This is a genomic window from Cryobacterium melibiosiphilum (assembly GCF_003602235.1).
GTDB classification, from domain to species: domain Bacteria; phylum Actinomycetota; class Actinomycetes; order Actinomycetales; family Microbacteriaceae; genus Cryobacterium; species Cryobacterium melibiosiphilum.
This window is the reverse complement of sequence record NZ_QZVS01000095.1, coordinates 106,870-119,164: the sequence shown is the minus strand read 5'-3', so window position 1 is coordinate 119,164 and position 12,295 is coordinate 106,870. Positions and strand designations below refer to the sequence as shown.

At 66.3% G+C, this 12,295-nt stretch carries 10 protein-coding genes; 4 read left to right on the top strand and 6 right to left on the bottom strand.

The annotated features are described in order from the left end of the window. Window positions 1-317 precede the first annotated feature (317 nt). Window positions 318-707: a VOC family protein gene (locus D6T64_RS18950; RefSeq protein WP_119976230.1), complete on the top strand. Its 390-nt coding sequence runs from the start codon at window positions 318-320 to the stop codon at window positions 705-707. Window positions 708-819: 112 nt separating this feature from the next. Here the strand turns inward: D6T64_RS18950 and metH are convergent, their stop codons facing one another. The 3 genes from metH to D6T64_RS18935 form a co-directional block, all read right to left on the bottom strand. Continuing rightward, the gene (metH, locus tag D6T64_RS18945; RefSeq protein ID WP_119976229.1) at window positions 820-4,482 is read right to left on the bottom strand and encodes a methionine synthase; all 3,663 of its coding nucleotides are present in this window, start codon (window positions 4,480-4,482) and stop codon (window positions 820-822) included. Between the two features lie 134 nt (window positions 4,483-4,616). Next, window positions 4,617-5,195 (bottom strand): hypothetical protein, encoded by a 579-nt coding sequence (locus tag D6T64_RS18940; RefSeq protein ID WP_119976228.1) that lies wholly within the window; start codon window positions 5,193-5,195, stop codon window positions 4,617-4,619. Window positions 5,196-5,252: 57 nt separating this feature from the next. Continuing rightward, entirely contained in the window at window positions 5,253-5,945 is a 693-nt protein-coding gene (locus D6T64_RS18935) for a hypothetical protein (protein ID WP_147364619.1), read from the bottom strand. Between the two features lie 138 nt (window positions 5,946-6,083). Here D6T64_RS18935 and D6T64_RS18930 point away from each other — a divergent pair, with 138 nt between their 5' ends. Genes D6T64_RS18930 through D6T64_RS18920 form a run of 3 tightly spaced genes read left to right on the top strand, consistent with a single transcriptional unit; the run spans window position 6,084 to window position 8,086 of the window. Further along, the gene (locus tag D6T64_RS18930; RefSeq protein WP_147364618.1) at window positions 6,084-6,578 is read left to right on the top strand and encodes an ImmA/IrrE family metallo-endopeptidase; all 495 of its coding nucleotides are present in this window, start codon (window positions 6,084-6,086) and stop codon (window positions 6,576-6,578) included. Beyond that, on the top strand, window positions 6,579-7,592 hold the full coding sequence (locus D6T64_RS18925) for an MAB_1171c family putative transporter (protein ID WP_119976225.1): 1,014 nt from the start codon (window positions 6,579-6,581) through the stop codon (window positions 7,590-7,592). Continuing rightward, window positions 7,589-8,086, top strand: a complete 498-nt coding sequence (locus tag D6T64_RS18920; RefSeq protein ID WP_199719227.1) for a hypothetical protein — start codon at window positions 7,589-7,591, stop codon at window positions 8,084-8,086. The genes D6T64_RS18925 and D6T64_RS18920 overlap by 4 nt, the downstream gene beginning before the upstream one ends. 39 nt (window positions 8,087-8,125) lie before the next feature. On the opposite strand, the gene D6T64_RS18915 is transcribed toward D6T64_RS18920, so the two are convergent. The 3 genes from D6T64_RS18915 to D6T64_RS18905 all read right to left on the bottom strand — a co-directional run bounded on the left by D6T64_RS18915 (window position 8,126) and on the right by D6T64_RS18905 (window position 12,161). Next, the gene (locus D6T64_RS18915) at window positions 8,126-9,217 is read right to left on the bottom strand and encodes an ABC transporter substrate-binding protein (RefSeq protein WP_158594925.1); all 1,092 of its coding nucleotides are present in this window, start codon (window positions 9,215-9,217) and stop codon (window positions 8,126-8,128) included. A 68-nt stretch (window positions 9,218-9,285) separates the two neighbouring features. Continuing rightward, window positions 9,286-11,049 (bottom strand): ABC transporter permease, encoded by a 1,764-nt coding sequence (locus D6T64_RS18910; protein ID WP_119976223.1) that lies wholly within the window; start codon window positions 11,047-11,049, stop codon window positions 9,286-9,288. After that, entirely contained in the window at window positions 11,046-12,161 is a 1,116-nt protein-coding gene (locus D6T64_RS18905) for an ABC transporter ATP-binding protein (protein WP_119976222.1), read from the bottom strand. Before D6T64_RS18905 ends, D6T64_RS18910 begins: the two co-directional genes overlap by 4 nt. Between the last annotated feature and the right edge of the window lie 134 nt (window positions 12,162-12,295).

The following is a 12,295-nucleotide window of genomic DNA, read 5'->3' as shown; positions in this document are numbered from 1 at the left end:
CGGCACTAACCCCATCTGCGTCACAACAGAACCGCCCGCCGACCGCCGCGGCAACAGCAGCGGCGACAGCAGCGGCGACGAGCGCGGTGCTGGCTTGGAGGGCATCGGTGGAAGGTTGTCATAGTGAAATTTTCTCACCCACCACTGACATTCCCTCCGACAGCGCCTCCGACAAAAGCCCCATGATCAGGGCTTCCTGTGGATAACTCGCCACATCGCGACCCTGTGGAAAACTGTGCGCGCTGTCGGCGGGCCTCAGCATCCGTGGTTTCTCACCCCGCAGTGAACCCCGTGGAGGCCTTGATATCGTGGCTCCAATGACGACTCATCAGATCACCCTCGGTGCGATCAACCTCGAGGCTCAGAATCCAACCACGCTTGCCGATTTTTGGGCGGCCGTCACCGGCGCCCTGCCGTCTCCCGGTGGCAACAGCGTCTACCTGCCCCCTGTCGGCCCGAGTGGATTCGCGATGTTTTTCCAGCCCGAGACGGCTCCCCGCCCCGCACATCAGGCCTCTCACCTGGACCTGACGGTCCCGTGGGGGTCGCGACAGGCGGAGGTCGAACGTCTGATCCGTCTCGGTGCCGTCTACCACTGGGATGTCCTGGACGAGTACCCGCACGTGGAGTGGACCACCCTTGCCGATCCGGAAGGTAACCTCTTCTGCGTCGCCGAACACCCCCCTGTCGACCAGCAAGGCGCCTAGAAGCCCCGCGAACCCACGTTCGCACGGCTATATCCAGCTCGCGAGCGGCGAGGTGAGTGCAACGATCAGGCGTGCGTCGTGAAGGTCGCGCGAGAATCAACAGATCAAGGAGCTACACCGAGAAGTACTTGGCCTCCGGGTGGTGAAACACGAAGGCATCCGTCGACTGCTCCGGGTGCAGCTGTAGCTCCTCCGACAGCACGACGCCCATGCGCTCGGGCTTCAGCAGCTCGACGACCTTGCGGCGGTCCTCCATCTCGGGGCAGGCCGGGTACCCCAGCGAGAAGCGCGCGCCGCGGTATTCGAGCTTGAACATGCCGGCGACGTCGGTCGGGTCTTCACCGCCGACCCCGAATTCGGCGCGGATGCGGGAGTGCCAGTACTCGGCGAGGGCCTCGGTGAGCTGCATGGTGAGCCCGTTGAGTTCCATGTAGTCGCGGTATGAGTTATCGGCGAACAGCTTCGCGGTGACCGAGTCGACGTGGGAGCCGGCCGTGACGAGTTGCAGCGCGACAACATCCGTCTGCGCGCTCTCTCTCGGCCGCACGAAGTCGGCCAGGCAGAGATGCTTGTCGCGGCGCTGCCGGGGAAAGTTGAACCGCAGCCGGTCGCTGCCGACGACGCCGCCCGAGCCGCCGTCGGGCGCGAGCAGGCCGGCCGGGCCGACGAGGCCGGTGGGGTCGTCGCCGTGGTGCAGCACAACGAGGTCGTTGCCCTCGGCGACGGCGGGAAAGTAGCCGTAGGCGACGGATGCGTCGAGCATCCCCTCCCCGAGAATGCGGTCGAGCCAGTAGCGCAGCCTGGGCCGACCGACCGTGTCGACGAGTTCCTGGTAGCTCGCGCCATCTTCGGCGCGGCTGGGCTTCAGGCCCCACTGCCCCATGAACGTGGCGCGTTCGTCGAGGAAGGCCGAGAACTCGGCCAGCGCCACGCCTTTGACGATACGGGTGCCCCAGAACGGCGGCACCGGAATCGTGTTGTCCCGGGCGACCTCCGAGCGGGTCGGCATCTCCTCGGGTTCGGTCAGGGTGAGCAGGCTCTTCTTGTGGATGCGCTTCTTCAGCGCTGGCAGGCCCACGGAAGCGGGGTCGGCGCCGCGGGCGATCGCGACGAGCGGCTCCATCAGGGCGAGGCCCTCGAAGGCGTCGCGGGCGTAGCGCACCTGGCCGCCGAAGACGCTGTCGAGGTCGTCTTCGACATACGACCTCGTCAACGCAGCGCCGCCGAGCAGAATCGGCCATTTCAGAGCGAGCCCGCGCGACTCGAGTTCAAGCAGGTTCTCCTTCATCACCACGGTCGACTTCACGAGCAGCCCACTCATGCCGATGACGTCGGCGTTCTGCTCCTCGGCGACCCGGATGAACTCCGCGATCGGCTGTTTGATGCCGATATTGATCACGTCGTAGCCGTTGTTGGTGAGGATGATGTCGACGAGGTTCTTGCCGATGTCGTGCACGTCGCCCCGCACGGTGCCGAGCACGATCGTGCCCTTGCCGGCCGCCTCGGATTTCTCCATGTGGGGTTCGAGCAGGGCGACGGCGGCCTTCATGACCTCGGCAGACTGCAGCACGAACGGCAGCTGCATCTCGCCGCTGCCGAACCGGGCGCCGACGACCTGCATACCCACGAGCAGGTGCACGTTGACGATGTCGAGGGCGCTCAGTCCGCCGGCGCGGGCGAGGTCGAGGTCGGCCTCGAGGCCCTTGGCCTCACCGTCGATGATGCGACGCTCCAGGCGTTCCCCCACCGGCAGCGCGGCGAGTTCGGCGGCGCGTTCGTCCTTCAGGGCGGCGGAATCGACGCCGGCGAACAGGTCGAGCAGCGCGACGAGCGGGTCGTAGGTGAGGGTGCCCTCGGCGTCGTACTCGCGGCGGTCCCAGACCAGGTCGAGGGCGACCTTGCGGCGATCGTCTGGCACCGAGGCGAGCGGCACGATCTTGGCCGAGTTCACGATCGCCGAGTCGAGGCCGGCCTCGGTTGCCTCGTGCAGGAACACCGAGTTGAGCACCGAACGGGCCGCCGGGTTCAACCCGAACGACACGTTCGACACGCCGAGGGTGGTGTGGATGCCGGGATACTTGGCTTTGATCTGGCGAATCGCCTCGATGGTCTCGATGCCGTCGCGGCGGGTTTCCTCCTGACCGGTCGCGATCGGAAAGGTGAGGGCGTCGACGATGATGTCCTCGACCCGCATCCCCCAGACGTTGACGAGCGTGTCGACGAGCCGGGTCGCGATGCGCACTTTGTGCTCGGCGGTGCGGGCCTGGCCCTCCTCGTCGATAGTCAGGGCGATCACGGCGGCGCCGTGCTCCTTCACCAGCGGCATGATGCGGCCGAACCGTGAGGTGGCGCTCTCGCCGTCTTCGAAGTTGACCGAGTTGACGACGGGGCGGCCGCCGATCAGTTCCATGCCGGCCTGCAGCACCGCGGGTTCGGTGGAATCGACGACGAGCGGCAGCGTCGACGCGCTCGCGAGCCGGGAGACGACCTGCTTCATGTCGGCGACGCCGTCGCGGCCGACGTAGTCGATGCAGACGTCGAGCAGGTGGGCGCCGTCACGTACCTGGCTGCGGGCGATGTCGACGCAGTCGTCCCAGTTCTCGGCGAGCATCGCATCGCGGAAAGCGCGCGAGCCGTTGGCGTTGGTACGCTCCCCGATCGCGAGAAAGGCACTGTCCTGGTCGAAACTGACGTGCTGGTACAGGCTCGCGACTCCGGGGTCTCTTTCGAGCACGCGCTCCTTCACGGGGGTCCCCCGCAACCGTTCGACCACGGCGGTCAGGTGTGCGGGGGTGGTGCCGCAGCATCCGCCCACGAGGCCCAGCCCGAATTCCTTCACGAACTGCTCGTGCGCGGTGGCGAGCTGGTCGGGGGTCAGCGGATAGCTCGCGCCCGACTTGGTCAGCTGCGGCAGCCCCGCGTTGGGCATGCAGATCACCGGCACCCGCGAGTACTTCGACAGGTGCCGCAGGTGCTCGCTCATCTCAGTCGGCCCGGTTGCGCAGTTGAGGCCGATCGCGTCGATTCCGAGCGGTTCGAGCGCGGTGAGCGCCGCGCCGATCTCACTGCCCATCAGCATGGTTCCGGTGGTCTCGACCGTCACTTCGACGAAAATGGGCAGACGGATGCCGCTCTCGGCGACGGCCTGTTTGCATCCGTTCACCGCGCTCTTGGTCTGCAGCAGGTCCTGCGAGGTTTCGATGAGGAACGCGTCGGCGCCGCCGCGGATCAGGCCGAGGGCCTGCTCGGCGAACGTCGCCTTGAGGTGCGCGTAGGTGGTGTGCCCGAGGCTCGGCAGCTTGGTTCCGGGGCCCATCGACCCGAGCACCCAGCGCACGCGGCCGTCGCGGGCCTCGAAGGCCTCGGCGCTGGCGCGGGCGATCTCGGCACCGATCCGGGCGAGTTCTTCGATGCGGTCTTCGATGCCGTAGTCGGAGAGGTTGGACCAGTTCGCGCCGAAGGTATTGGTCTCGATGGCGTCGATACCGGTTTCGAGGTAGACATCGTGGATGGCCGCGATGATGTCGGGGCGGCTCACGTTGAGAATCTCGTTGCAGCCCTCGAGCTGCTGGTAGTCGTCGAGGGTGGGGTTGTGTTCCTGCAGCATGGTGCCCATGGCGCCGTCGGCGATGACGACGGTCGTGCGCAGTGCGTGCAGCAGGGCCGCAGAGCGAGCCGGCAGCGGGGCCTGCGCCTGGCCGGGATGTGCCGGGCCGGGGTGAAAGGGGACCGTTCCAGCCGTGCGGGGTGTTTCCGTGCGGGGTGTTTCGCTCATCCGCCCAGCGTATCCGGCGCGCCGGACCGACGACTGGGCCGCGAATCGGGGCGTCACACACTGCGACGCCCCGGCCGCCCCGGGTGCAGCGCACGGTGGGGCGGCCCGGTCAGGGGCGCGCGGTCAGGGGCGTGTCAGGGGCAACGCGCCGTGATCGACGCGACGACAACCGGCGTCGGCGTTCCCGATCGCGCCCAGCTGTCGTAGCTCAACAAACGCGGGTGGTAGGTGGATTCATATCCGGCACACTCATAGACATTGTCGCTCGAGGCCGTCTTGATGAATCCGACGCGGTGCTGGCTGGTGGGCATCGGCGAGCCGATCGCGACCCACTCGCTCGGTGTCACGTGGTGGGGCAGGTCGAACTGCGGGTGGTTGTCGCTCGTCATGGGGCCGACGATGATTTCGTCCGAGTTGGTGACGTAGTTCCAGACGCTGCTGCCCAGAACGAGTTCGGTTTCATATCCGGGGAAACCAGCCGCTTCCCATTGTGCGTAGGTCTGGGCGGTCGCGGAGAACTCGGTACCGACCCGGTACAGCGTCGACGACCACGGATATTTCTCCCAGGAGCCGATGGGATGGCTGCTGTTCGCGGCGACCGCCGGCTCGGCAGCGCCTCCGGTGCCGACGACGAGGGCCGCGAGGGTTCCCGCGGCCAGCAGGCCGAGCGTACGCAGGGTGAGCCGCTGCGTGGGACTGGTGAATGAAAGCATCAATCTCCCTGCTGCTCCTCGCCCGTTTGGCGCAAAAAAGAGCTGTTCTTAGAAACCCTATGCTGATTTCGGCAGCCGTGCCGGCTTTCTGCGACCGGCCATCTGCCGGGCCGCCCGTGCGCTCCGGGCCGGTTTCGCGCTCCGGGCCGGTTTCTCGCTCCGGGCCGGTTTCGCGCGTCGGGCACCGCCCGGTTCGCCGGTCACGATCCAGCCCGTCGCGAACCGGACGCCGGTGGGCCGAGATGCATCGCCCCGGTCGAGCGCCAGACCATTGCGCAGGTGATTCTGTTCGAGGGTTGCAGCGTCGATGGCCTGCACGCTCTTGCGATTGAACACCCACACCCGCACGGTCTGCCCGGTCCTCACCTGCACGACGACGCTATGCCCGGAATTGATGATGCGCAGGGCCGTGTGAACGACGGGCAGGTTGGCAACGGCGAGGATGCCCCGAGCGTCGACGGCGATTTCGGTGGCCGCACCCGGGTGGTGCCAGCTGTCGAAGGTGACGATCGTGTTCTGATCGGGCGCGGCAGGAATGAGTCCGCGCAGCCACCGCGCCGCAATTTGATCGGCCCGCGCACTGTCGGGGACCGCCGCTCGAGGCGTCTGCGTCTCGGCGCCCCCGTGACGGGGGCGCCGGCGCAAATTCCACGCGGAACGCAGCGCCCGCTCGATGGCTGGACGGTCATACCGAGTGCCAGGCACCGGTATCAGAGCCCCCACGTTGCCGCCGCTATCGAGCGATGTCACAACTGATCCTCCCCATAGATCCGCGTTAGACATGTCTATCGTACCCTGTCCGGGGGCTGCGCCAGGGTACCCGGGCCGTATTCCGCCCTGGCCGGCTCGCGACGGGGGTAGGCTGAGCGGGCAAATAGGGGGTATCGAATGGGTTACGAGTCACGCCAGAAACAGGCGCAGTTGATGGTCACCGAGCTCGGGCTACCCCGACCGTTGACGGCTGAGCGGTTGCACCAACACATGGAATCGGTGCGGGGGAAAAAGATCGTCGTGCAGAACGCATCCGCCCGAATGCTCGAAGCCGGTGTCTGCGGCCTCTGGATCGAAGTGGCCGGTGAGAATTTCGAGCGCATCCATCTGGCACCCACCACCTCGCCGGTTCATCGCCAGCAGTTCATCAACCACGAGTTCGGCCACATGATTCTCGGCCACAAGAAGGAGCGAATCTCGGTGGAGCGTATCGCCCGTCTGGCACCGCTGATCCCCCTCGACGCGATCGCTTTCGCGCTGGCCCGAAGCGGCTTCACCGATGAGCAGGAGGCCCTGGCCGAGGCGATCGGTGACCGTTTGGCCCTCATCATGCTGCACGATGGGCCCGACGCGGCCCACGGCACCCCTACCGGATTCGGACGCGTTCTCTAAGTGCAGACCATTCTTTTCACGCTCTCGGCCGTCTTCTGGATCGCCGCCGCCGTGTGCGTCCCCTCGGCCATTCGCGGCCACCGCCGCCCCCTCCTGCTGTTCCTGGTGGTCTTCGCGGTGACCATGACCCTGATGCCCCAACCGGTGTACCGGCCCGTCGATGCGCTGCTCGGCAACGGCAACGTGACCTATTTCATCTTCCACGCGCTGACCATCGTGGCCATCGCCCTGCTCGACGTCATCGTGCAGCAGGCCATGTCGCCCCGCGGCCTCACCCGAGCACGCACCCGCGCCACGGTGCTCATCACCGCGGCGATCGTTGCAGCCCAGGCGATCCTGTTCTTCGGCAGCGACTGGCGAATCACCGACGACATCTCCGCGTCGTTCATCCCTCGCTGGGATTTCACCGCCTACGCGGCCACGACCTGGATCGCCATGGGCATCTTCGCGGTGTCCTTCGGCGCCGCCTGCGTCACCGACCTGCGCCGCCAGCGCCGCCCGGTCACGCTGGTCTCGCTGGGATTGGTGCTGCTGGCCTGCCTCGGGGTTTTCACCTATGCGCTCATTAGCCTGACGAGTGCCGTACTCGCCGTTCTCTACCCGGACTACCTGCTGGTCGGCTGGGCGCGAACCGCCTACACGCTGACCCTGCTCGGCTCCCCGATCAGCCTCGTCCTGGGCCTCGGCCTGACCGCGGCAGCGGATGCCCTCGCCGCCGCCGCCAAGGACTGGCACGACCGCAGACTGCTCTGGCGCATCACCCCGTTGTGGCAACGCCTGCTCGAGCGAACGCCCGAGCTCAGCATCGAGCGGCACCTGCGACCGATGCGCCTGATCACGGTGCGCGAGCCCGGAGTCCACCTGTATCGGCGGCACGTCGAGATTCGCGACAGCCTGCTGCTTCATCCCGATATCGCCGTGACACCGGTCGAGCGAGCCCTGATCGACGAGGCCGAACGGCGCACGCAGCCCCGGGCATCCGTACCGGTTCCCCTGGTCGGGTCGGCGCGGTGACCGCGCCAGACGTGAGCTCGTCGGACGTCACCCCGCAACTCGAGTTGGCGCGCAAGCTCAACCTGCTGCTCGATGTCGTCGTCGCCGAGGGGAATACTCCCTACACCTTTCGACAGATCGAAGCCGGGCTCAACGAGCGCGGCCTGACCCTCTCCCGGGCCCGCTGGGCCTACATGATCACCGGTGACGGGCCGCTCGTCACCGACCCGGCGCTGCTGACCGGCATCGCCGAGTTCTTCCGCATCCCCGCGGAGTACATGCTCGGATCCGACGACGACCTGCCCGAACGAGTGGATGCCCAACTCGAATTCGTCAAGAGCGTGCGGGTTCAACGTGTCGTGAGCTTCGCCGCCCGCATGCTCGGCGACGTCTCACCAGAAACCCTGCGATCGATCACCGAGCTGCTGAACACCAATCGCGTGGGCGCCGAACCCGCGAAAGACGCCGGCTCCGATTCGGAGTCCGGCGTCCCTCTCTCAGGCCCTGCCGCCTAGACGGTACCGGTCGGCGCGAGCCGCCCGGCACCGACGCGCCTAACCTGCGTAGCTGAAGATGCGCTTCCAGGCATCGACGGCGGCGAGACCCAGGTCGGTTGAGTCGGGGCCCTCGTAGACCTGCATTTCGTCGGCACCTTCGCTCTCGATGCCGAGGTCGGTACGCGCCGGAGCGTAAGACTGCTCCGCGAGAAGGGCCTGCCCCGCCTGCGACATGGTCCAGTTGTAGAAGACCTGGGCGGCCGGGTTCTCGAGTCCGGCAGGAGTGATCCCCATTCCGTAGGCGACCCCGTTCAGTCCCTCGTCGGGCACGATGACCTCGATCGGTGCGCCCGCAAGCTTTGACGCGAAGGCTCCCTGGAACGACACCTGGGTGACCTCGATCTCACCGCGAGCGAGGGCATCGAGTTGCGTCGACATGGAGTCGAAGATGCGCGGCTCCAACGCGTCGAGATCGGCCAGGTAGTCCTCACCGAAGTTGCGGATCTGGAAGGCCGCGAGGCTGGTGTTGCCGCCGCCGGAACCCGCATAGACGAGCCCGAACTTGTTCTTCCAGGTACCGTCGGCCAGCTCTGCCCACGAACCCGGGGCATCCGCCGGATCAACGAGTTGAGTGTTGTACGCGATGCCGTAGGTGCCGTAGGCGTGCGTGATGTATCCGTTGCCCTCCTGCACGATCCCGTCGACGGATGCGAGATTCTGCTGGAACGGAGTTTCGTAGGGCACGAACACCCCCTGCTCGACGAATTCCTCGGCCATCATCTTGTCGGCCGTGCGAATGATCTCGGCGCTGAGCTTGTCGACCGCGTTCTCGCTGATGACCCGTTCGGAGAGCTTGTTGGGAGCCATCCGGGTCATCTCAGCGGCGATACCGGTTTCGGCCGTGAACTGGTCGAGCACCGCCTGCTCGGACTCGGGGCTGGCCCCGGTGTACATCACGACGGTGCCGCCGGCCGCCGCCTCCATGAGGGCGGCATCAGCGATGAGTTCGCCGTTGATCGTGAGGCCGTCGGACACATCGCGGGTGGGGCCGGCGGCCGAGCCGGCACCGTCGGTGCCGGCTCCGCAGGCCGTGAGTCCGAGTACGGTAGCCAGCGCCAGTGCTGAGTACGCAATACGCGATTTTTTCATGGAGATCCTTCTTTCCGTCCCGGCGACGCCGGAAGTCTGGGTGGGGTGATCATGATCGGGTGTCATGGTCAGTGCTTCTGGTTGCCGAAACGCTGCGGCAGGTAGGAGACGATGAACATGATCACGCAGTAGATGACGCTCATGGCGGCGGCTTCCTGGGCCGCTCCGCCGTTCTCGAAGAGGTCGAAAATCTCTATCGAGAGAATTTTGGTGTCGGTCGTGTACAGGAACAGCGGCACGGTCAGTTCGCGCATGCTGAGCATGAGCAGCAGCAGGAACGACGACGCGAGTGTCACCTTCATGAGCGGCAGCGTCACGAACGCGATTGCCTTTGCTCGGCGGGCACCCAGCATCACGGCACTGTCCTCCAGGTCACGGTGGGTGGCCTGGATCGACGCGCTGACGCTGCGCAGCCCCTGCGGCATCTGCACGACGAGGAACGCGACCACCAGCACCCAGATGGTGCCGTAGAGCGGAATCGGCATGATGAGCCAGGTCCAGAGCAGTCCGATGCCGAGCACGATGTGCGGCACCGCGAGCGGAACCATGGAGATTCCCTCGAGCAGCGCCCGGCCGCGGGCCCGCGTGCGGTTGATGACATACGCGACGGCAAAGGCCAGCGCGGTGCCGAGGGCCGCCGCCAGGACGGAGACGAAGATGCTGTTACCGGCAACGCCGAAGAACGACGCGGAGGAGAGGATCTCGCCGAAAACCGAGAAGTCGAGCGCGCCGGGCGCCGCCAGGTCACGGAACGAGGACATGTACGGCGAGACGCGGCCCGCGGTCAGGAGCAGGGCGAGCAGGGGAAGCACGACCGAAAGCAGAAAATACCCGCCGGCGAACACGACCGCGGGCCACTGAGCCCGGCCCAGGTCGACCCGGCGGGCCTTCATGCCCTTGCCGGTCACGGTCGTGTACGAGCGTTTGGCAAGGTAGCGGCGCTGCAGCGACGTGAGCAACAAGACGAAGGCAACGAGCACGATCGCGACGGTGGCCGCGTCGTTACCCCGAGCCGGCGTGGCCATCATGACCCGGTAGATGTAGGTCGGCAGCGTGTCGATGCCGGCCGGGGTGGCCAGCACCTGCGCTACCGGAAAGTTCTCCAGCACGAGGATGAAGATGAGCAGGCCTGAGCCGAGGATTGCGGGCAGGGCGAGCGGGAAAGTGACGTTCTTGAGGGTCTGGGCCATCGAGCCACCGTGCACGCCGGCCGCATCTTCGAGGTCGGGGTTCATCATGGACATGGCGCTGTGGATCATCAGAAAGGCATAGGGCGCATAGAAGATCGCCATCACCATGACCACGCCGCCGAATGAGTACACGTCGACGACGGCAGCCAGCCCAAGATCGCGCAGCGCCACGTTGAGCAGGCCCGCCGAGGGGCTGCCGAGGATCGCCCAGGCGAGGGCGCCGACATACGACGGCAGGAACAACGGCATCAGCCCGATGGCGTAGATGAACGCACGGAACGGAACGTTCGACCTCGCCGTGATGAAGGCGAGAAAGCCGCCGATGACCAGCGCAAGGAGGGTGGCGAGCGACGCAATGAGCAGCGAGTTGCCCGTTGCCTTCATCACGCTCGGATCGGCGAGGGTGCGGAAATTCTCCAGGGTCAGGGCGAAATCGATGTTTCCCGGCCGGGGCACCGAGGTGCTGAAGGCCGCGAGCACGACGAAGCCCACGGGGACGAGCACGAGAAAACCGACCAGGAGCAGCAGCGGGCCGCTCACCACGAAGCGACCGATCCGCATCCGTCGCCGCGGTGTCACGGTGGGCCTGGGTGCGGGCGGCGGGGCATTGTCAACGGGCGGGCGGTCGAGCGTGATGCTCATGCGGCGACCCGTTCGCTGGCGCGGACCTCGGGGACCTCGTTGGGCAGGACCATGATGCTGGCCGGGTCGATGCTCACGTCGACGGCGGTCCCGACGGCCAGGACTCCATGGGCGTTCTGCGGGCAGATCGCGTCGATCACGGGCCCGTTGGCGAGCTTGACCTGGTAGCGGATGCTGGCACCCTGGAATACGGCGACCGTCACCTCGCCTCCGAAACGGTTGCGCTCGCCGATGCGAGTCTCGCGCGGACGCACATCGACGTCGTCCGGTCGAATGCAGGCACTCGATTCGGGATACTCGATCGGGTCGTCCACCGCGAGCTCGAGCGGGTGCTCGGTGAGCGTGACCCGGTTGGCGGAGTGAGTGGCGGTAACCGGGAAGACGTTGGTGACCCCGAGAAACGAGGCGATGGCGGCCGAAGCCGGGGTGGAATAGATCTGCTGCGGGGTGCCGAGCTGCGCGATGACACCGTCGCGCATGATGGCGATGCGATCAGCGAGCGCGAGCGCCTCCTGCTGGTCGTGCGTGACGTAGAGGCTCGTCAGGCCCTGTTCAACCTGGATGCGCCGAAGTTCCACGCGCAGATCGTCACGCAATCGGGCGTCGAGGTTGGACAGCGGCTCGTCGAGCATGAGCACGCTCGGCTTCATGGCCATGCTGCGGGCGAGTGCGACGCGCTGCATCTGACCGCCGCTGAGCAGGCTGGCACCTCGATCGGCGAGGTGACCCAGGCCGACCAGCTCCAGCGTCTTGAGTCCCTCGGCCCGGGCCTCCCGGCGACCGACTTTCTTCATGCGCAGTGGAAAGACGACGTTTTCGAGCACGGTTTTGTGCGGCCAGACCGCGTAGGACTGGAAGACCATTCCCACATTGCGTTTGTGGGAGGGAATATTGATGTTCGCGGCGGCGTCGAACACGGCTCGGTCACCAATGCGGATGCTGCCTCCTGTGGGCTCCTCGAGCCCGGCGACGCACCGCATGGTGCTGGTCTTGCCACAGCCGGATTGCCCCAGCAGAACGATCGACTCGCCGTCACCGATGGTGAGGCTGAGGTCCCGAATCGCCGGGACCCCGTTGTAAGCCAGGCGCAGATCCTCGATGTGTACTTCCATGTGCAACTCCTTTGTTACGTGTGAACTGGTGCGTGTGATTGTGGTGCGTGTATCGGTGACCTGGCGCTGTGACTGAAGACTCAGGTTGTATAGGCAATATGAGCGGCTTTCTGACTAGTCTGTGCGACTCGGAG